The sequence below is a fragment of the Bacillus sp. 41-22 genome (assembly GCF_025809295.1).
In the GTDB taxonomy this organism is placed as follows: domain Bacteria; phylum Bacillota; class Bacilli; order Bacillales; family Bacillaceae_G; genus Bacillus_A; species Bacillus_A mycoides.
On record NZ_CP084035.1, the window covers coordinates 2,858,746 to 2,879,623 of the forward strand.

The 20,878-nt window shown below is 34.3% G+C and carries 23 protein-coding genes; 8 read left to right on the forward strand and 15 right to left on the reverse strand.

The features are described 5' to 3' along the window. Nucleotides 1-27 precede the first annotated feature (27 nt). The 6 genes from LCF45_RS14615 to LCF45_RS14640 form a co-directional block, all read right to left on the reverse strand. Nucleotides 28-735 (reverse strand): HAD family hydrolase, encoded by a 708-nt coding sequence (locus LCF45_RS14615; protein ID WP_002110510.1) that lies wholly within the window; start codon nt 733-735, stop codon nt 28-30. Then, on the reverse strand, nt 728-2,155 hold the full coding sequence (locus LCF45_RS14620) for a CehA/McbA family metallohydrolase (RefSeq protein WP_002165549.1): 1,428 nt from the start codon (nt 2,153-2,155) through the stop codon (nt 728-730). Before LCF45_RS14620 ends, LCF45_RS14615 begins: the two co-directional genes overlap by 8 nt. A gap of 79 nt (nt 2,156-2,234) precedes the next feature. Further along, nucleotides 2,235-3,596, reverse strand: coding sequence for an extracellular solute-binding protein (locus LCF45_RS14625; protein WP_078422427.1), 1,362 nt, complete (start codon nt 3,594-3,596; stop codon nt 2,235-2,237). A gap of 25 nt (nt 3,597-3,621) precedes the next feature. Continuing rightward, nucleotides 3,622-4,440, reverse strand: coding sequence for a carbohydrate ABC transporter permease (locus tag LCF45_RS14630; protein WP_002110514.1), 819 nt, complete (start codon nt 4,438-4,440; stop codon nt 3,622-3,624). Nucleotides 4,441-4,450: 10 nt separating this feature from the next. Then, nucleotides 4,451-5,317: a carbohydrate ABC transporter permease gene (locus LCF45_RS14635; protein WP_002165547.1), complete on the reverse strand. Its 867-nt coding sequence runs from the start codon at nt 5,315-5,317 to the stop codon at nt 4,451-4,453. Between the two features lie 161 nt (nt 5,318-5,478). Next, the gene (locus LCF45_RS14640) at nt 5,479-6,267 is read right to left on the reverse strand and encodes a DeoR/GlpR family DNA-binding transcription regulator (RefSeq protein ID WP_002127921.1); all 789 of its coding nucleotides are present in this window, start codon (nt 6,265-6,267) and stop codon (nt 5,479-5,481) included. A 354-nt stretch (nt 6,268-6,621) separates the two neighbouring features. Between LCF45_RS14640 and LCF45_RS14645 the strand changes: the two genes are divergently transcribed. Both LCF45_RS14645 and LCF45_RS14650 read left to right on the forward strand, forming a co-directional pair. Continuing rightward, nucleotides 6,622-7,104, forward strand: a complete 483-nt coding sequence (locus tag LCF45_RS14645) for a DUF2975 domain-containing protein (protein ID WP_002127922.1) — start codon at nt 6,622-6,624, stop codon at nt 7,102-7,104. Between the two features lie 10 nt (nt 7,105-7,114). Continuing rightward, nucleotides 7,115-7,330, forward strand: coding sequence for a helix-turn-helix domain-containing protein (locus tag LCF45_RS14650; protein WP_002168132.1), 216 nt, complete (start codon nt 7,115-7,117; stop codon nt 7,328-7,330). A gap of 40 nt (nt 7,331-7,370) precedes the next feature. Here LCF45_RS14650 and LCF45_RS14655 read toward each other — a convergent pair whose 3' ends face one another. The 4 genes from LCF45_RS14655 to LCF45_RS14670 all read right to left on the reverse strand — a co-directional run bounded on the left by LCF45_RS14655 (nt 7,371) and on the right by LCF45_RS14670 (nt 9,436). Continuing rightward, the gene (locus LCF45_RS14655) at nt 7,371-7,682 is read right to left on the reverse strand and encodes a hypothetical protein (RefSeq protein ID WP_002110521.1); all 312 of its coding nucleotides are present in this window, start codon (nt 7,680-7,682) and stop codon (nt 7,371-7,373) included. Between the two features lie 228 nt (nt 7,683-7,910). Continuing rightward, nucleotides 7,911-8,495 carry a kinase gene (locus tag LCF45_RS14660; protein WP_078203515.1) on the reverse strand — a complete coding sequence of 195 codons (585 nt, stop codon included), beginning with the start codon at nt 8,493-8,495 and terminating at the stop codon, nt 7,911-7,913. Beyond that, nucleotides 8,495-9,037: a GNAT family N-acetyltransferase gene (locus tag LCF45_RS14665; protein ID WP_003190206.1), complete on the reverse strand. Its 543-nt coding sequence runs from the start codon at nt 9,035-9,037 to the stop codon at nt 8,495-8,497. The genes LCF45_RS14660 and LCF45_RS14665 overlap by 1 nt, the downstream gene beginning before the upstream one ends. A gap of 15 nt (nt 9,038-9,052) precedes the next feature. Further along, the gene (locus LCF45_RS14670) at nt 9,053-9,436 is read right to left on the reverse strand and encodes a VOC family protein (RefSeq protein ID WP_002013534.1); all 384 of its coding nucleotides are present in this window, start codon (nt 9,434-9,436) and stop codon (nt 9,053-9,055) included. Between the two features lie 282 nt (nt 9,437-9,718). On the opposite strand from LCF45_RS14670, the gene LCF45_RS14675 reads away from it, so the two are divergent. Further along, nucleotides 9,719-9,967 carry a hypothetical protein gene (locus LCF45_RS14675; RefSeq protein ID WP_002013535.1) on the forward strand — a complete coding sequence of 83 codons (249 nt, stop codon included), beginning with the start codon at nt 9,719-9,721 and terminating at the stop codon, nt 9,965-9,967. 166 nt (nt 9,968-10,133) lie between these two features. Here the strand turns inward: LCF45_RS14675 and LCF45_RS14680 are convergent, their stop codons facing one another. Further along, the gene (locus LCF45_RS14680; RefSeq protein ID WP_002013536.1) at nt 10,134-11,243 is read right to left on the reverse strand and encodes a lactonase family protein; all 1,110 of its coding nucleotides are present in this window, start codon (nt 11,241-11,243) and stop codon (nt 10,134-10,136) included. A 191-nt stretch (nt 11,244-11,434) separates the two neighbouring features. Between LCF45_RS14680 and LCF45_RS14685 the strand changes: the two genes are divergently transcribed. Further along, nucleotides 11,435-11,731, forward strand: a complete 297-nt coding sequence (locus LCF45_RS14685; protein ID WP_016127184.1) for a hypothetical protein — start codon at nt 11,435-11,437, stop codon at nt 11,729-11,731. A 117-nt stretch (nt 11,732-11,848) separates the two neighbouring features. On the opposite strand, the gene LCF45_RS14690 is transcribed toward LCF45_RS14685, so the two are convergent. Together LCF45_RS14690 and LCF45_RS14695 are read right to left on the reverse strand one after the other, a co-directional pair. After that, the gene (locus LCF45_RS14690; protein WP_263892861.1) at nt 11,849-12,385 is read right to left on the reverse strand and encodes a DUF2812 domain-containing protein; all 537 of its coding nucleotides are present in this window, start codon (nt 12,383-12,385) and stop codon (nt 11,849-11,851) included. Nucleotides 12,386-12,392: 7 nt separating this feature from the next. Next, the gene (locus LCF45_RS14695; protein WP_000991891.1) at nt 12,393-12,710 is read right to left on the reverse strand and encodes a PadR family transcriptional regulator; all 318 of its coding nucleotides are present in this window, start codon (nt 12,708-12,710) and stop codon (nt 12,393-12,395) included. A gap of 204 nt (nt 12,711-12,914) precedes the next feature. Between LCF45_RS14695 and LCF45_RS14700 the strand changes: the two genes are divergently transcribed. From LCF45_RS14700 to LCF45_RS14710, 3 genes are read left to right on the forward strand one after another with little or no spacing between them, the layout of a single operon-like run. Beyond that, nucleotides 12,915-13,844, forward strand: a complete 930-nt coding sequence (locus LCF45_RS14700; protein ID WP_263892865.1) for an AAA family ATPase — start codon at nt 12,915-12,917, stop codon at nt 13,842-13,844. Continuing rightward, nucleotides 13,841-15,004 (forward strand): DUF58 domain-containing protein, encoded by a 1,164-nt coding sequence (locus tag LCF45_RS14705; RefSeq protein ID WP_078203516.1) that lies wholly within the window; start codon nt 13,841-13,843, stop codon nt 15,002-15,004. Before LCF45_RS14700 ends, LCF45_RS14705 begins: the two co-directional genes overlap by 4 nt. Beyond that, complete coding sequence (locus LCF45_RS14710) at nt 14,979-16,085, forward strand: DUF4018 domain-containing protein (protein WP_078203517.1); 1,107 nt, start codon at nt 14,979-14,981, stop codon at nt 16,083-16,085. Before LCF45_RS14705 ends, LCF45_RS14710 begins: the two co-directional genes overlap by 26 nt. A gap of 68 nt (nt 16,086-16,153) precedes the next feature. Here the strand turns inward: LCF45_RS14710 and LCF45_RS14715 are convergent, their stop codons facing one another. After that, entirely contained in the window at nt 16,154-17,605 is a 1,452-nt protein-coding gene (locus LCF45_RS14715; RefSeq protein WP_002185536.1) for an MFS transporter, read from the reverse strand. Nucleotides 17,606-17,908: 303 nt separating this feature from the next. Further along, nucleotides 17,909-19,126 (reverse strand): aspartate aminotransferase family protein, encoded by a 1,218-nt coding sequence (locus LCF45_RS14720; protein ID WP_002127942.1) that lies wholly within the window; start codon nt 19,124-19,126, stop codon nt 17,909-17,911. 271 nt (nt 19,127-19,397) lie between these two features. Between LCF45_RS14720 and LCF45_RS14725 the strand changes: the two genes are divergently transcribed. Then, the gene (locus LCF45_RS14725) at nt 19,398-20,777 is read left to right on the forward strand and encodes a catalase (RefSeq protein ID WP_078422433.1); all 1,380 of its coding nucleotides are present in this window, start codon (nt 19,398-19,400) and stop codon (nt 20,775-20,777) included. Nucleotides 20,778-20,878 lie beyond the last annotated feature (101 nt).

Genomic DNA, 20,878 nt, shown 5'->3' on the forward strand with positions numbered 1-20,878 from the left:
TATTGTTAAAAATTATGATGACATGAATTATAAAATCTTCGAAATATCCTTCATACTGTTTAAAATATAATCCGCTTTTCCTTCTAAATCTTCCTTCCTGCTCGCACCCGATAAGACGCCCACTACTTTAATGTTACTATTTCTTGCAAATGTAACGTCTGTTAATGTATCACCTACCATAAGCACATCTTCTTCAGTTAGTGAAAATTTTTCTTTAAACATATGATAAAAGTCACTTTCAGGTTTTGTTCTATTCACACCATCATCTGCACCTAAAAAATCTACATAATCATATAACTCAGTCATTTTCAGAGAATGAATAGCTGCATCAACATCGTCTGCCGTAACAACCCCAATAATATATTCATTGTCTTTTAAATATCGTAACGTTTCCTTTGCACCTTCCACTTCTGTAAATACAAGATCATCTGCAGTAGAGTACTTTTTGAATAGAAGACATACATTTTGAATAAAACCCTCTTTATTCACATGTTGATTTTCTAGCAACGAATACCATGCAGCCGCAATAAAGTAATTTGTGCGACAAGCTAGTAAACTCGTACTCTCAAAATCGTTATCATTCATACCAATAATCGTTAAGTAGTCATCTCGTTTACTTTTTTCATTTGGATACGTTTGAAATATATCATCTAACACACGATGCACAATTTTGTACCAAACTGAATCTAACTGTATTAATGTTCCATCTTTATCAAAAATAATCGCTTTATTCACCCTTTATTCCCCCTATAACTTCATTCCATGTTTTTATATTTTTAATCTGAACTTTATTATGAATAGGATTAATAAACGCCACTAATTCGTCCTCTTCCCATCCCTCAACTCTAGCGTACGCCCCTTCATTTAAAGAGAATGCAAAAGTTGCATCGCTGCCGTATTCTTTTTCAATCGTTCTTCCATTTATAAGTAGTCTCCACTCACACGGTTTATCTGTTTGAACGTTATAGACAATATTTCCTTTAGCCTCATCGCCGACAGCAATCGTTTCACCTTCGTTTTGAATATCTATCGCTAGTTTTCTAAATCGAGAGAAATAAATTCTTCCGTTTTTGATCGCAAATTTCAAGTTTTTAATTGATAAACCGTTACATAATACATATGTTCCTGGATCACCGTAAATGGATGGGTCTTTTGATCCTGGGAATGTTTTAGACGGATGTAAATGAGAGTCACTTCCTCCTATTCCCCAGATTTTAAGACCATTTGACCACATTTGATCGAAACAACGTAAAGCTTCTAAAGTAGATGATTTACTTTTTTTATAAGTTGGATCACACATAATTTCCATCGTATGAACATTTTCTAAATTAATATTAACTTGGTTCGCCCAAGGCTTCATAAATGGATGATTCACACTCAATAAATAGCCTTTTTCTTTCATGAGTGAAAATAGTGCATTCATTTTTTCAGCGCTAAATGATTCATCTATATACTCTGTAAAATCAATGAATTCTCTTATACCAAATATGTTGTAATGACCATAAGGAGTTGTAAGTTCCATAGATGGTATAATTAATGTGTTTCCTTTTTGATATGATGGCATAACAATATTGTGCTCCGTCGCATATAAAAAATCTAATTCTTGTTTTTCACATACTCCCATTCCAAGTTCATCATCTATCTCGCCATCTGTTAAATCTGTATGTTCATGAAAATCCCCTTTGTACCAGCGATGTTCTTCATTTACTACCTTATTAAAACGGTCTTCATCGATAAAAACATTGCCCTTACAAAAATGCTCTCTATTATACTTTCGCTCCAACTGATCATTCACTTCTATATTTACTGTATAGTCAACTTTTTCCCCAGTAAATTTCACTACTTTCTTTGCACAATGAGGGATATATACGACTTCTAATTCCCAATTACCTGACTGTATGTCTCCTCCAATACAACCAGCAGAACAAAACTTTGAATCTTTCGAAACGACTAGTTTTTCATTTACAATTGGAGTTTGATATTGTATACGTACATAACCGTTAGGATCTCTTAAGATTAGTAAAAGCGGAATTTTTCGGCTATCCCCTTGATCAATTGTTAATGTAAAGTTTGTAATATCAGTTTCATCCATTTGGAAACAGTGTTTATTTTTTACGAATGGAGAGAGTGTTATCGTACTTGTTATTTCGATCATAGTTCTCACACCTTTTCAAGTGAATTTTAGAGGCACTTCCTTCGTTCAAAAGCACCTCACGTTCGTACTACAAACAGGTTTACTTCTTCTTTTTCAAAACTTTATCTAACTCTTCTTGCGCAACTTTAGCTGCTTCATCTAATGCTTTCTTTGCTGGAACCCCTTCAATCTCTACTTTATCTTTTGCTACATTTAAAGCGTCATTGATTTTTCCGCCCGTTGGATCTACAAATGGTCCCACTCCATTATTGTTGGCTTGTTCTAACGGAACTAATGCTTGTGGTTGTTTTTTAACAAATTCAGCATATGGACCGTACTCTGTTACATTGTTACGAACAGGAATATAGCCTGTTGCCATTGACCATTCAGCCGTTTTCTCCGTACTTGTCGCAAATTTCATAAAGTCATATGCACCTTTCGCTACTTCTGGATCAATATTTCTCGTTAATGTGAATAAATATGTTTCTAATTTTGGCGCTGGTTTATTATTACCCCAAGCTGGTTGTGGCAATGCGTCAAACGTGTTAAGACGTTCTTCTTCCGTCATTCCTTTACCTAATGATTTGAAAACAAATCCTTGGTCACCAGATGATCCTGTAAACCCTAATGTTCTGCCTTCTACTAAATCAATTACTGTTTTATCCCAATATTCCCATCCAGTACCACCTGAATGTATTTTCATAATTTTATCTTCATGAAGCCATGTGCGGAATTCCTCCCATACCGTAACCCAAGTATCATCGTTAATTAATACTTTTTTACCATCTTCACTTAATACATTACCGCCAGCACTGCGAACTGCATCAATTAAGTTTGACGTCCCCCACATTGGCATCCAGCCAGCATATGAAACATTTCCGTTTTCACCACGTTTTGCGACTGTTTTTGCTACCTTTTCTACACCTTCCCACGTCTTTAAATCCTCTTTTGTAAAGCCATTCTCCGCCAATGCTTTTTTATTGTAATAAAAAATTTGCGTTGTACCGTAAAACGGAATGCCATATAACTTCTCGTCAATTGTTGCTTGCTCTATAAATCTTTTTCCATAATCTTCCTTTTTTAAATTAGTATCATTTTTAACATATTCATCTATAGGTACGATTAACTGTTTTTTAGCATATTCTTGAATGACATCAGAACCTAGTAATGCAATTGCTTCTTGGTTATTCGCTGCAAATCCACTTTGTAGCTTTTGATATGACTCATCGTAGCTACCCGCTTTTGTCGTTTTCACTACATATTTGTCCTGACTTTTATTGTATTCTTCCACAATCTTATCTACACGATCTGCAAGAGAGCCCCCTACTCCATTAATGAATGGAACAACAACCTTCTCCCCTTCTTTACTCGCTTTAACCGTACTTCCTTTTCCACCTGAACAACCCGCAAGTGCACTAACAAACAATGTTAAAACTGTTAGAAGCATGAATAGTTTTTTCATCCCACATATCTCCTTTACTATTTAATTACCCCTTTATTCCTGAATCAGTAACACCAGATAAGAACCATTTTTGTAGAATTAAAAATACGATTAAGAGCGGCACCGTTGCGATTGTACTTGCAACCATAATGTGTGACCAATCTCGTCCTAAAGAACTATTAATGAAATAATCAGCAATTCCATTCGTAATTAGTTTTTGTGTATTATCTTTCAAAATAAGAGCTGGCCAAATGTAATTATTATAGTTACCAATAAATGTGACCAATCCTAGAGTTACAAATGATGATCGTGTCATTGGAAAAATAATCTTCCAAAGAATTCGCCAATCACTCGCTCCGTCAATTTTGGCTGCTTCTACTATTTCAAAACCAACTTTATGGAACGTTTGTTTCAAATAGAAAATACCGAATACGCTAACAGCCATAGAAATCATGTATCCAAAATGTGAATCAAGCAAACCAAATTTCCCTAACATTACATATACAGGAACATACGATACAGCTCCAGGGATCATATAGGTTGCCATCACAACACTAAACGTAATATTCTTGCCTTTAAACTTATAAAATGCCAACATATAAGCAAAAAGCGCTGACGAAACAAGTACATATATAGTAATGATGAAAGAAGTATAGAAACTATTAAATAAATATGTGCTAAATGGAAGTATATCTAATACTTGCTGATAATTTTCCCAGTGAAATTCTTTAGGCCAAAAACCTCCTTGTAATACTTCACTAGATGTTTTAAACGAACCAAGCACCATCCATATGAATGGAAAAATAAATAGTATACTTGATAACGCTAGAAAGAGATGCTTTACGATTAATGGACCTTTTTTCATATTATTCACCTTAATAGTTCACCCACTTGTCACCTATTATTTTGTTTATAACAGATAGTAGTATTGTAATGATTAGTATGATAAATGCGATTGCTGTTGCAGATCCCATATCAAATTGTTCAAACCCTTGTTGGAAGAATAAATAAAGTAACGTACGCGTCGAACCACTAGGTCCACCTTGTGTTAAAATTTTTATTTGATCGTAAGCCTGCACTGAAGAAATTGTATTGACAACAACTAAGAAGAAAGTTGTTGATGAAACCATTGGCAGTGTTACATATCGAAATTTCTGCCATGAATTTGCTCCATCAATACTAGCTGCTTCATATAAACTATCTGGAACTTTTTCTAATGCGCCAATATAGAAGATCATCGTCCAACCAACTAATTTCCAAACTGTCACAATAATGACTGCTAACATCGCTGTTTGACTACTTTGAAGCCAGTCCAAACCTGGTATCCCAAAAAAGTTTAGAACTTTATTAATAACTCCAAATTGAGGTTCATATAAAAGTGACCACACAATGGATACAGCTATTGTTGGCGTTACCCAAGGTGAAAAAATCATTAATTGGTACAATGCAGAACCTTTAAATTTTTTTCGGAAGAATAATGCGAATCCTAAACCTAATGCAATCGTTGGAATCACTGTTCCAATTCCGAAATAAAACGTATTTAGCAATGCTTGCATAAAAGAATCTTGTGTAAATAAATTGAAATAGTTTTCTAAACCAACAAAGTTAAAATCATTCGTCATAAAATCCCAATCAGTAAAACTAATACCTAAGCTAATGAAATTCGGAATAATCCAAAACAATATTAGAGGTATTCCAACTGGTAGTAAAAAGAACACAGCTTTTGATAGTTTTATTTGCATTCTTGCCACCTCCTAATTCATATTGTACGAGTATATTATTAACACAATGTTGTTAATTTGTTAACTAATTGTAAAAACAACAAATAAACAAAATAAAACAACATATAAACAAAAAGAAGACTATTTCTCAACTTACTAAGAAATAGTCTTCTTTTTGTTTTCTATACTGTTATTACTTCTACCCCATTACTTGTTAACACATTGTGCCACGCCTCATCGAGCTTAGCGTTTGTATATAATGCATCGATGTCACTGAAATTCCCGCTTTTATAGAACTTTGTTAAATTAAACTTTGACTCATCAGCCATCATGACAACTTGTTTTGCATTATTCTTTAACTGCTTATATATTTGTGCATCTTCAATATACGAACATGTTAGTTCTTTCTCTAAAGAAATTCCATCACAAGAAGCAAATAACTTATTAACAGTGAAATGGTCAAGATAGTTTAACGTCATTTCTCCAGACAATGCTAATGAATTTGTATTCAATATTCCTCCAATGACTATTAACCTGCAATCAAAGGAATCATATTGTTCTTTAAGCTCAATAATTTTATTAACAGCTGGTATCGAGTTTGTTAAAATCGTCAAATTCTTTTTATCGTGTATGTAATCCAAAATTTGCATTGTGGTTGTCCCAATTTCAATTGCGATAATATCATTATCTTCTACGAGTTTACTTGCTTCCATTGCAATTTTTCGTTTTTCTTCAATATTCTCAGCTCGGCGCCTATCAAAATGAAATTCTAGTGTTTGATCTTTTTTCTTAATTGCACCACCATGTATTTTCGTAAGCTGCCCTTCCTTGTGCAACATATCTAAATCTCTTCGTATCGTTTCTGTTGTAACATTTAGTACCTTCGCTAAATCATTTACCATAACTCGGTTGTACTTTTCTAACTCATCTAGTATGTGTTTTCTACGTTCAAATTGCGTGTACGATTTCATTTCATTAACACCTCTTCAAATTACGAAAAATATTGTTTTTCTAAAAACTCTTATTATTAGAACGACTTAATCGTTACTTTTAACATAACATCATTTACAGAAAGAAGGAACGATTATCTGTACTATATTTCGTCAAAGGAACAATGGTATATATCACCATATTCACCATACTTTTTTATTACAAGAAGTCTATTTGTTTGGCACCCTTTTTTATAAAGAGCAGTACTTTTTATTTTCATCTGAAATTCAAATTTACTTAACAATAAAAACACGATTATAATAAATAAAATTTTATTGTTAAACGATAAATTTCATGTTAGATTAAATAGATAATTAATAAATGAGGTGCTTTATATGAAACAAAGATCAACACTCTTTTTAAAGACAGCTATTATTCTGATTGGAATCCCTGTTCTTGCTTTGTGTATATTTTTAGTTCCTAACATAGGGAATTATGCAGCGGAATTGTATCCCGATATTGCATATATAAAATATCTTATTTTAATCAATCTGTATGCAACGGTGGTACCTTTTTATTTCGCTCTGTATCAAGCTTTTAAACTTGTAAGCTTCATTGATAAGGGTAACGCTTTCTCGAAATTATCTGTTAGAGCTTTAAAGAAGATAAAACAATGTGCAGTAACAATCAGTATTTTATATGTGGTAGGTATGCCACTCTTCTATCTTGTGGCGGAAAGAGATGATGCACCAGGTATTATTATACTTGGCATGCTCCTAATCTTTGCTTCAATGGTTATCGCAGTCTTTGCTGCCGTTCTCCAAAGACTTTTAAAAGATGCGATAGATATAAAATCAGAAAATGATTTAACGGTCTGAGGTGAATAACATGGCAATAATAATTAATATTGATGTAATGCTAGCGAAAAGAAAAATGAGCGTAACTGAACTTTCAGAGAAGGTTGGAATTACAATGGCTAACCTTTCTATATTAAAAAATGGAAAAGCAAAAGCAATTAGAATTACAACTTTAGATGCTATTTGTAAAGCATTAGAATGCCAACCTGGGGATCTTTTAGAATATCAACCTGAAGATACCGAATAAAAAGAGTCCTTCTTATATGAAGGACTCTTTTTATTGCTCATTACGGCGCAAAATTTATTTGGCCAGTAAACAATAAGATAATCGCGATAATCCAAAAAATAAAGAACGATGAGGAAAGTATTAATGAGATAATTGCAATTGCCTTCTTTTCTGTTTGTTTCGTGATTCCAATTGTTGAAAGTATAATACCTACGCCTGTCAGAGCAATTGTAATATAATCTCCCACTATATTACCCGCATTCGCTATTCTCGTCGGAGTTATAAAAACGAATAAAAAACACATAATTCCGATGAGTAAAGATACATAGCTTATTATGCTGTACTTCTTTTTGGAAACTATTTCTGTTTTCATAATTACCCACCCCTTCTATATAGCTATGAGTTCATATTAGCATGAATAACCATAATTTGGTTAAAATAATAAAAAACAGATAAAGCGGACACTTCCACTTTATCTGTTTTTTATTTAATATATAAACCAGCTTTTTCAATTACAGGAGTAAGATCTTTCATTTTCTCCTCTGATAATGCGGTTTTCATCTTACTATCAAATTTTTCATGCACTTCTTTATACTTAGCTTCATTTTGTAACGACTAAATCCGCCCTATCCCTCGGCAATTCCGCTTCCAAATAATACTCCTCAGCTTTCCAATACCTACTTTGAAACTTTGGAAGGTTCTTCTGCGTTTCCTCACTCTCGCGAAGAAACCTTGTCTCTCTTGAACAATCCAAATACACCATATAATGAAAGAAATTTCTCCATTCTTTTCGCTGCAGAAAAACACCTTCAACAATTATTACACCTACTAAAGGAAGCTGTATTTCTTTCATTTCACATATGTCTGTTTCATCATGATAGAAAGGCAATTGTACTTGTATATCGCTTTGTAACTTCCAAAAAAAGTTTCGCTGCAACCACTCTATATCCCATTGAAGGTTGTAGTACTCATACCATTCTGCAAATCCAGTATTATATCGCTTGTTACGCTCGGTAATGTGATCGTCAATATGAAAAATATGAAACGGGATTCCACTTTGCTTCATATCTGCTTCCAACTCTTTAACCAAAGTTGTTTTACCCGAACGACTTAGTCCGTCTATACCTAGTATAAATCGCTCATCTTTATGTTCCTTAATAACTTTCATTATTTCATTTGTGCTCATTACTTTTTCCAATCTTCTTTTAATAATGAATAAACGACCGTGTCATGAGCAACATCATTTTGAATCATATATTTTCGAAGTAATCCTTCTTCTTGAAATCCGGCTTTTTTTAATAAATTACGGGAAGCTTCATTTTCTATATATACGACAGCTGCAATTCTTATAAAGTGCAACGTTTCAAATCCGTAAGCTAGCATTGCTTGCAGTGCTTCGGTTGCGTATCCTTGTCCCCAATATGTATCATCTAGCTCATAACCAATTTCAGCTCGTTTATGATGATTGTTAATTAAATGAAACCCACACGTACCAATTAATTGATCCGTGCCTTTCTTCTCTATTCCCCAGCGAAATACACTTCCCTCTTCATTACGCTTTCTAAACGTTTGAATAGTCGTTTTCGCTTGCTCAATATTTTCGAAAGAGTCCATTCCGAAATAACGAATAACGGATTCTTTTGAAAAATAATGGAACATCGCTTCTGCATCTAATAGTGTAAGTTCTCTTAATAGTAAACGTTCTGTCTCTAATTTTGGAAACCCCATCCTCTTTTTCTCCTTCTATTCTAATGAACTACAAATTTCAATATAATTACCGTCTGGATCGGCAATGTAAGCAATTGTTTGTCCCCACGGTTTTACGATTGGCTCAACTAGAACTTTAACCCCTTGTTCTTTTAATTTCTCAATCGTTCCCTTTACATCTTCTACAACAAACCCTAACTCAAAATGAGAAGATTGTAGTACACCTTCTGTAAGAGGTAGTCCCGTTAACTCCTTAACATCCTCTCGTGTATTCATCGCTAAAATTGTTGCTCCTGTTTCAAATTCAATATATGTACCGTGCTCTGCTCTTATTGGTAATCTTAAAATTTCTTTATAAAACTGAAGACATTGCTCAAACTTTTCCACATATAAAATAATGTATTTCATTTTTAAGTTCATAATTATTCCCCCTTAACCTTCACCTCTAAAAATTCGACAAATGTTTTTAAAAACCTTGTACCTTATTGAGATGAGCACAAAAAAATGAGGCCGATTTCTCGGCCCCCCAGCTTATTGGCATAAAACAGGAGATTTGGTTTGGACATAACCAGTTCTTACATTCATTATATTTTATTTTTTCTGAATTTTAAATATAATAAATACCTATTTATGTTGAGAAAGTTTTTTTACTTGCATAAAATCATACCGCTTAAGAAATGCTACAAATGGAGGTGTATACATATGGAACCAATGCTTTGTCCAAGTTGTAAAACGAACCGAACTCGCTTTAATATTCTCGAGCAACAAGTAAAACCAGTAAAATTAAATCCACAAACTGGTCATGTAGAAGAAGAATACACGAATGAAACGATGAACGCTTTTCATATGGCTTATCAAGGACCTACTTACCGCGTCCAATGTGCTGTATGTGGGCTTGTTGAAAACCCAGAACAATTTATAAAACCTGCGCAAAATCAGTCTTTCTCTTAAACATTTCCCTACCCCCTATCAATTTTCTATAGGGGGTTTTTCCGTTTTACGTAAGCAAGGTGGACAATTGCTGTTTAATCAAAGGTTCCTAATTCATCTACATGTCTACTATTCATACACCGTCATATATTTTTCTTTTCCACACAAATATAGCGGTCCAATAGAATCAAAGAACAGCTAAGCCTTGCGACCCAAAGTAAGGAAAATTTGATGAAGCAACAACCTGCAACCTTACTAGACTACCATCACTTTGAATATTAAATACTGACACTGTGCCCTGATTTCCATTAAGGGTGTAAAAATGTCGTCCATCTTTACTCACTCCAACATCCATCGGAAGACCCGGTGCTGTCCCCGGCGGTGTACTAGTAATATGCCTTACTACTGACAGTACTCCATTGGGGGCGATTTGGTAGGTGGAGATGGTGCCACTTAAAGTGTTCGTAGTGTAGGCAAAACGTTCATCCTTCGTTGTTATAACCCAACAGGCAGTTTTATATCCGTTTTGTACAGAGCCGCTGATTACATGAAGAGTACCATCATTGCTCAATGAATAAGATGACAACGCATTTGAAACTGCTTCTGTAACTAAGAGAATTCCGGACGATAGAAAGTAAGCACCCAATGGGCCTTTACCGTAAGAATCATTAACAATTGGTCCTGTGACCGTACCATCTTTATTTACATGGAAGACACTGAGATGGTTTGATGTAAGCTCGGAGACAACAATTTTACTACCATCCGGGGTGAAGAGAACTTGTGCGGGCTGAGCATTAAAGGTACTGAGAGCATGAGTGGATCGTGGAATAGGTGTAAGGTTTCCCTTATCATCTATGTGAAATCCAGTAATATTTGATGCAAAATTGTTTGCAGCATTACCTACATTGGAGACATAGAGAAGATTATCATACACACCAATGCTATTGGGCTGAGCACCTCCTGATGGCTTTACATCCACGAAAGTCGGCACCCCGTTATCTGCTATGATAAAACTACTGATACTATGACTGCCTGCGTTAACTGCAAATAGGAAACGACCATCACGGGACAAAGTCAGAGAACCTTGTGATGCTAGAGGATCTATACCATCGTTTGCCGTTTCTGTAGAAACTTCCTTTATACCAGTACCTCTTCCGTAAGTTCGGTAAGAACCCACAAAGGTGAGCATTCCATTCGTATCCATATGAAAAGCAACAATGTGATTCATTACTTCATTATTAGTCATCATGTATACCATACTCGCACGAGCACGAAAATAATTGTTCATTCTCTGCATTTTATGACTCTCCTCCCTTCATAATTTTATATGGTTCTTTTTCCAATTAAATTCCCATGCAAATGGAAATTGATTTAGAAATATCTCTTACTCATCTCGTAGTTTCTTTAAGTGAAAACCTTATTCACTTCCATATTATATTTTAAACTCCATACTCTTCTGGTAATATTTACATAAGAGAGGTGAAATAAATGATTTTAAATAAAAAGTTAATGATTCCCTCTACATTTCTACTATTAACTTGTCACATAGGTATTTTTTACTTTTGGATTTTCGATTGGAAGAAGATAACAACTCCTTACGGTCTAGCTATATGGATTGTTTCTACTGTTTGCGGCTTTTTACTTTATTACCACTTTAAACATCAAAACTCTAATAAAATAGTATTAATCAGTAGTTCATTATTATTAATCGTTTCTTCATCATTTATGATTTTTTTAGGTATTATTACTAGTACTATCTTTATAACTGTTAGTTCTATGCCTTAAATATACAGTCTTTTATTATGTAAAAAAGAGTGAACAAAATAAAATTACATAGAAATGAAAGAAGATGATTCCCGTATAATATCTACGAAATCATCTTCTTTTAAAATCCACTCTTTATTATAATATTTCACTTTTCAATTTCTTAATTTTCCAAGAGATCCTTATAAAGAAATAAACATACATACAACTAACAAGCCCCATCATAACTTTCGCCCACATTGGCACTATTGATTCTGTTGAATTTAAAAATGTGTTAAACATTAACGGTAACATAGCTATTGAAATAAATGCAAAAAATTGTAATAACTCCTTCATTTTTTGCACCTTCGTGTCCTTCTCTGAATATATGTCAGGTAACTCATTTTCCTCTTCTACTTCTTTACAAAAATAATTCCATCTTGTAAAACTCGTTACGCGTTTCCAAGCAGACATTTCATATATTTCGAAGTACTCTTGTTGTTTTTCTTTTGAATCTCTATAAACCAATCTAAAATCTGCTTTATATATTACATCTTTCGGCTCAGTTTTCTTAAACGTATACATCATATTATATTTTTGTAACGCCCAGCCTTGCTGATGCATCTTTCGTAAAAAAACTTCTTCTTTTTCTAAATTCCATGCCGTGAAAAATTTAAATACCTTCTTTGTCTCCATCTTCCATTCACTCCCCTAATATACTGTTTCCATTTCTTACAGATCTCTGTAACCTGTTATACTCTAGCTCTAACACTTCTCTCCCAAATGGTGTTAACTCATAGCACTTCTTTCTGTCTGTAGAGGCAACTTCAACAATCAATTTCTCTTTTAATAACTTCGTCGTATTCCCATATAAAGTACCAGGACCGAGTTTTACTTCCCCATTTGTCATCTCTTCTACCATTTGCATAATTCCATAACCATGCATTGGCTTTACAAGTGACAACAATATGTAATATGTCGCCTCAGTTAATGGAATGTATTTTTGCGCTTTCGCATTCATTATAACTACCTCCGATACATCGCTTCATGATATATCGACTCGCGATACATCGTATATCGATATTGTATAATCATATTCCAAAATATGCAATAGTAATTTAATAATTAAATATCTATTTCTTCGGATTAAAAAATCATACCAATTTTCTGAATAATTTGTTAAAATATAGAAATATCCACTTTTATTTTGAAAGGAATGATACATATGATAAATAAATTAAAAGAAAACATAGGATCTGTTTTTGTCGGTAAAGAAAATGTAATTGATTTACTCCTCGTTTCACTGCTTGCTGATGGACATGTACTGCTTAAAGACGTACCTGGTACTGGAAAAACATTACTAGCAAAAACAATTTCTAAAAGCATTGGTGGTAATTTTTCTCGCGTTCAATTTACCCCTGATGTACTTCCGAGTGATGTAACAGGTATTGAATATTTCAATCCAAAAACTAGTGAATTCGAATTAAGACTTGGACCAGTTATGACAAATATACTACTCGCAGATGAAATTAACCGCGCGATGCCGAGAACACAATCTAGTTTGTTAGAAGCGATGGAAGAACGACAAGTAACGCTTGAAAAGCAGTCTACTCCTCTTCCGAAACCGTTCTTTGTTATTGCGACGCAAAACCCGATTGAATCACAAGGAACTTTCCCTCTTCCAGATGCACAACTTGATCGTTTTTTAATGACGATTTCAATTGGTTATCCGTCTCCTGAAGATGAATTAAAAATGATGCGCCGTTTTCGTAACAATGCACCGTTAGAAAGCGTCACATCTGTCATTTCTTTAGAAGACATTTTAGAAGCACAGAAACAAGTGAAAGAAATTTTCGTATCAGAACCGTTAGAACATTACATTATTAAGCTTGCTCACGCTACAAGAAATCATGATTACATTGCTAACGGTGTAAGCCCGCGTGCTACATTAGCTTTAGTACGTACCGTTCAAGCACTAGCCTTTTTACGCGGCAGAGAATATTGCACACCTGAAGATATACAATTTTTAGTTCCTTCCGTTTGGAATCACCGTATCGTCTTGTCAATGGAAGGAGCTTTACGTACGACAAAAAATGAATTAATGCAAAGGATTTTAAAAGAAGTTGACGTACCTGTGGAGATTGAACAAGCATGAATGGACAGCGCGTTGTAACTGTACCTTTATTTTTTCAAATCCACATTATTCAATTAACTGTGCCCATCGCTTTACTTTTTACGTTTTTTCTGCCGCAACGAATTATTATGTTTCTCTTTTTCTTCTACTATTTATTTGCGATTTTCATTTATAAATATGTCGCTTACATAGAGAAACGGTTTCAAATTATAAATGAGAAGCACACTACACGTCTTTTCCCAGATGAATCTGGACAGTTTTTTATTCATTTGAAAAATGGTGCAAATATACCACTCGTTAACGGCGTTTGTTATTTTCATTTAAATTCATCTCTTATACCGCATAAGGATCAAGGGATTGAACAAATATCGAAAACGTTATTTTCTTTCCCATTTTCACAACCTGCTCATTCAGCACAAAAATGGGATTTAACATTAACCGCAACGAAGCGTGGTGTGTTTCAAATTGAACAGTTCGAATGTGTTTTAAAAGATCCTTTTCATCTTTTAACTGTACATTTACCTGTTTTCGATAAGTTAAAGACTGAAATTATTGTGTACCCTTCTCCTAAAGAGGTAGCCGGTTTACAAGAACTTCAGCAACTATTAACAGGTTCGTATCGAACGAATTTCTCTTTTTACAATGATGAAACATCCATTATCGGTGTTAAACGATATGAACGTGAATCTTTCCGCTCTATTCATTGGAAAGCATCTGCTAAAATGCAGGCGTTACAAGCGAAGCAATATGAACCTGTAAAAAATTATAGTTGGACGATTTGTCTTTCTTTAGCTGCTGATCGTGGGTTTGGTTGGAAAGAAAATGTAGAAGACCTTATTTCATTTACAACGTACATTTGTCAATTCGCAACGAAGCATCAAATTCCGTTTGAGTTATTTATTAGCGTTTTAGCAGAAGGTGGCCCTTTGCTTTTACCATTAAACGAAGGACAAACACATTACGCCAAAGCGTTAGAAGAATTAGCACGTATTTCAGATGATAGTACGCTACTTCCGAAACAAGGATTTCTTCACTATGTAACGAGAAAAAGGGAACGCTCATCTACAATGATATACATTGGTTTGCAGAAAAAGGAGCTCCCTCTTCTATCTCAGCCTACGTTCCTCATTAATAATGAAGGGATGGTGGAAAAGCTTGAAAACTTGGCTCTATCACGTTAATGACTTTATTCTGCTCCTCCTTCTTTCATTATTAACGGAAAGAGATGAGCTCATTGGTATTGCAATATTTTTAGTGACCGGTTATGTAGGAGTATTTCTTATTCATAAATTTATGAAGAAAAAAACAACAGGTTTTGTACTACTGTTAGTTATTCAAATAATCGGTTGTTCTTTATTTCTACCTTTCTCTATTTTAGGCACAATATTATTACCACTGTTTTTCTTTATCGTACACTCTGTTGGACCGGGATATCCAGTACAAAAATCGTTAGGCGGTATTGTATGGTTTGTCGTTTCAGCTATATTTTATGCCCCCTTTCCGCCATTGTGGAAATTGTTACTATTAACTTTACACATTATGATTACATTTTGGTTAACAGGTTCCAATCGTAATCAACAGCTATTACGTTTCACTTCTATTATTACGATTGGAATAATTAGCGCTTTACTTATTCCGGTATTTCCTTATATTCGGCTTCTTTTTTCTTATATCATACAAGTAGTTGCCTTAGGATTTGGTTATGCTTTAAATCCATTGTTCTCGGCAGCTGCATTAAAAGATACAGACGACTTTTGGTCGAATAAAGGAAATTTAAAAGATCCTCAAATTAAAGAAGAATTGGGGCAGCGTCCTTTTGATCCAACTCTCATAAATAGCATTACAATAATAGCCTGTACAGCCATCGCTATTTACGTCGTTTGGAAAATAGTAAAAAAACGAAAACATTTAAGTTTACCAAATATGCCTGTCTTTGAATCTACAATCATTACTGATAAAGAAGGCATTAGCCAAAAACGCTTCAAACGAAATAAACCACCACATAACGAAATTCGAAAAGAAATTTTCAAACTCGAGAGTAAGCTATCTCCTCCTTTAAACCGAGAACGAGGAGAAACTGTTGAAGCTTGGCTAGAGAGAATTAATGTTGAAGAAGAGGTAAATATTCAGAGTCATATTATTATAGACGCGTATAATGCAGTGCGTTATTCAAATGGTGAAAACACTGTACTTCTGCATGAATTTAAGGAAGAGGTTTATAAGCTTTATGCGTATCAGAAGAGTTTGAAGAAGAGAAAATGATGTATACAAAAAGACTCCTATTAAACTAGGAGTCTTTTTGTGTAAAAGTCCACGTTGCTTTTCACAAATTATGCTTTTTTTCCTGCTTCAATTTCTAAAGATTCTTCATGCCACCAAAGTGTTTCTTCAGGATCCTCTTTAGCAATTTGATGTGCTTCTTTTTTCGATTCGACAGTAGGGTAAGAACCTTTTAGTGCACGTCCTGATGTTGTGACAAACAGTACACTAAACACAATTAATCCAATTACACTTACACCAGTTAAATAAAATGCTGGTGCCAGTGGATTACCAGTAGCATGAACTAAGTATGAACATACAAGCGGCGTTGTACCACCGAATATAGATACAGAAATATTAAAGGAGATAGAAAGCGCACGATAACGTACATCGGTGAAAAAGAGTGCTGGTAATAACGAAGGCAATGTTCCTTCATATACACTAAGGAAGAAACCTAAAATGAAAATACCCGCAAACATGGCTACAATATGTCCGTTACCAATTAATAAAAATGCTGGAATTGAACATAATGCTAAACCAAGTAAGCCAATTTGTACTACGCGTTTATTACCTACTTTATCACTTAATTTACCGAAATAAAGTGCCAGTGGAATCATAAGTGCCATCGTAATTGAAATAATTAATAAGCCCGTTGTTTCTTTGACTTTTAGTACTTGTGTTAAATAAGAAGGAATATACGAAAGGATCATATAGTTTGTAATGTTAAAGAAGGCAACAATTACTGTGCTTAATAAGAAGTCTTTTTTGTGATATTTTAATATATCCATAAATGAAAATTGTTCGTTGTCTTCAGATTCCTCTTGTGCTTTTTCCATCTCTTGAAAGATTGGAGATTCATCTAAATGACGTCGTAAATATAAACCGACCAAACCAATTGGTGCAGCAATTAAGAAAGGAATACGCCATCCCCAGCTGAGCATTTGCTCATCTGTTAATAATAACGTTAAAATGGTAACAATTACCGAGGCAGCAATGTAACCTGAGAGTGTTCCAATTTCAAGACCACTACCGAGTATACCACGCTTTTTATCTGGAGAAGATTCTGCGATATAAACCATTGCACCTGAATATTCGCCGCCTGTAGAGAAGCCTTGAATCATTCGAGCAATTAAAAGTAGTATTGGTGCCCATACACCAATTTGTTCATAGGTTGGTAGTAATGCGATGAATAATGTAGAAAGTGCCATTAAAATAATAGTTGTACTTAAAACAATCTTTCGGCCATACTTATCTCCTATTCTACCAAAGAAAATACCTCCGATTGGTCGAACGAGAAAGGCCGCTGCAAATGTACCAAATGTAAGTACAAGTTGCAAACCACTATTATCCACACCTGAGAAGAATAATTGACTTAATATTACCGCTAAATACGCGTATAATCCAAAGTCAAACCACTCCATTGCATTCCCAATGCCAGTAGCAACAACTGCTTTCCTCGCTTGTTTAGGATTGACAATATTAACGTCTTGAGGTTCAAAATTTAAATCATTATTTTGTTGCATATAGTAAAACAGCTCCTTATTTAATTTAACTTCTTTAAGCACACCTTCTCTTACTAGAATAAATTCAATACGAAGCACTTAAGGAAAAGCAACGTCTCCTTATCTGTTATTATTGTTTCACATAATTAATTATTTGTCCAATGAGATGATCCCTAGGTTAAGTAATTTACTATTTTAAAAAGCTGAAGAAGGCGCTATACGAGTACCTTTTTCAGCTTTTTATTTTAATATGTAAATTTATTTTTTTCACCCCTATTTTCTTCCTATTTGAATTAAAAATAAGGTGCTTTTTCATAAAGCTTTTTAAACACTTGCTATAGCTGATAAGCTATGAATACAGGAGATAAACTCATAAATAAATGCATCAATCTCTTCTTTTGTAATTATATATGGAGGAAGTAAACGGATGATGTTCCCTTGTGTAACGTCAACTAACATCCCTTTCTCCATTAGCTCTACCTGTAATTTCTTTACATTTGTATTCGTATCATTCAAACTAATTCCAAACATCATTCCAGCATGACGTACTTCCTGAATATAATAAGAATTTTCATTCTGAATTTCTCGCAATTTATCATTTAAATATAGTGACATTTCATAAGCTTCTTGCATTAAACCATCGTCAATCAATGTATTTAAAACCGTTAACCCTAAAGCTGTTCCCATTGAAGAATGAGCAAACGTTGTACCATGATCTCCTGGTGAAAATACATCACATAGCTTTTCACCTACAATGATTCCCCCTAGCGGTATCCCGCCTCCTGCTCCTTTACCAATTTGAATAATATCAGGTGTAATATTGAAATTTTGATAAGCAAATAGTTTACCAGTTCTCCCCATACCACTTTGAACTTCATCAACGATAAGAATGACATTATATTTATCACATAAGTTTTGAACACCATGTAAATATTCACCCGATAAAGGGTATATCCCCCCGCTACCTAATACAGGCTCTAGCATAATCGCAATTGGATTTTCTTTAACAATTGTTTCTTCTAATTGCTCTATATTCTCGCGCTCTACTTCATATACAGGAATCGATGTTTTAGGGAAATTTTGATATACACTTTCTTGTCTCGTAAAATGAAGTGCCCCTAACGTACGCCCGTGGAAGCTATTCTTCAGCACTACGATTCCTTCACGTTCCTCATGCGTATTCGCTCTATATTTATCAATTAATTTCAACGTTGTTTCTGTCGCTTCCGTACCAGAGTTTGTAAAAAAGACTTTTCCATTTTTTAAAGAGCAATCAACTAATTTCTTTGCATACTCAATCGCAACTGGGTTTAAAAAATGAAACGGAAGATGCAGAGATTTCGTAACTTGTTCCATTGTCGTTTGCACGATTTTCGGGTGATTATACCCTAATACGTTCACTCCGACACCAGAAAATAAATCTACATACTCTTTACCATCCACATCATAAAGCTTGCACCCTTCTCCTCTTTCTATTGCAACCTTCGTACGACAATACGTAGGCATCATATATTCTTTATCTAATTGAAACCAATCCGACATTTTAAATTCCTCCTAGTTATTTTCCCTGTTTATTTATGTTCATTCTCTATAAAGTCATGTATAAATTCATTTTTAAGATTGTAATTTTAATAGTAATTTTCTTCCCGATATTCATTTTTCCATAATTTCTTCTATTTCAACAGGTCCACTGCATGTGCGTTTTTTTCATCTAGCGGTATGTTAACAATTTGAACTTTGTATGTAATACATAATCAAGGCTAAAGAATCATATTTAGTAACAATCGACGAAAAAAATTTGGAGGCTAAATCGATGAATGAAAAATATGATAAACAGAGGCAATCTTTATTAGGAGAAGACTTTAACCAAAATCGAGAACTTAATGAACCAGCTAAACTTCACTCTCAAACAGTTGGCTCACGTGGACCTGTTTTAAAGCAAGATAGTGTACTGCACGAGGCGTTACAAGAATTCATTCATGAAAAAATTTTAGAAAGACCTGTTCATGTAAAAGGATTTGGTGCATTTGGTTATTTCCAAACGATATATCCGATGTCTGAGCATACAAAACTAATATTTTTACAAAATTCTAATGAGAAAGTTCCTGTTATGGTTCGCTTTTCTTTAGCTGTCGGTATAAAAGGAACACCTGATACATCTAGAAATGTAAGTGGCTTTGCTACAAAATTTTATACAGAAGAAGGCATTTTTGACCTTATATGTAATCACATTCCTGTCTTTTCTATTCGTGATCCGATGCGTTTCCCAGAATTTATTAAAGCATTCTTACCTTCACCTAAAAATAATTTAATTGATCCTGATAGGTCTTGGGGCTTTGTAGCAAGAGCGCCTGAATCGATTCATTTTATTGTACGTTTATACTCTGATGCTGGTACGATAAAAAGTCTTCGCCACATTCCAGGACATAGTGTAAATACATATGTTTGGAGAAATGCTCAAGGTATTAGAAAGTACGTTAAATACCATTGGTACCCATTTGAAGGTGTACAATACATTAGTCGCGAAGAAGCAAATAGACTAGCCGCTGAAAATCCTGATTACGCTGGTAAAGATTTATACGATGCGATTGCGGGTGGCAAACCGGTGGAATATGGCCTATATGTTCAGCTTATGGACCCTAAGGATGAAGCAAATCTTTCTTATGATCCTTTAGACGATACAAAAGTATGGGATGAAAAAGAGTATCCCCTAATACCAGTAGGCAAAATGGTATTAAATAAAAATCCTGATAATTATATGGAACAAGTAGAAAAAGTCGCCTTCTCCCCTTCTAATTTACTAGACGGCACAGAATTATCTGATGATAAAATACTGCAAGGCCGTGCTAACATTTATAGTGATTCTCAAAGAAGAAGAATTGGGGCTGAATTTCGTAAATTACAGGTTAACCAGCAGCAAGATTGGACACCAGCTAACCAAATAACAAGCGGTGACGGAAGGTACATTGAAGGTAAACTCGAAAGGACTTCTATAACTAAACAAGATGACTTTAAGCAGGCTGGTGAATTTTATGTGAAGTTACAACCGATAGAAAAAGAACATCTTGCCGAAAACTTAGCTAGTGATTTGAAAGTTATATCTGAGGATATAAGAAAGGTAGTTTTAGGGTATTTTTATAAAGTTTCAGCTGATTTGGTGAATAGGATTGAGAGTGCGATGCAAAGGCTTTAAAAATATAAAAAACGTCATTTTTAATGATGAAAATGACGTTTTTTTATGGCGAACTTACTAGTGATTTCTATCGACCACTGTACATTTATTAACGAAATCTT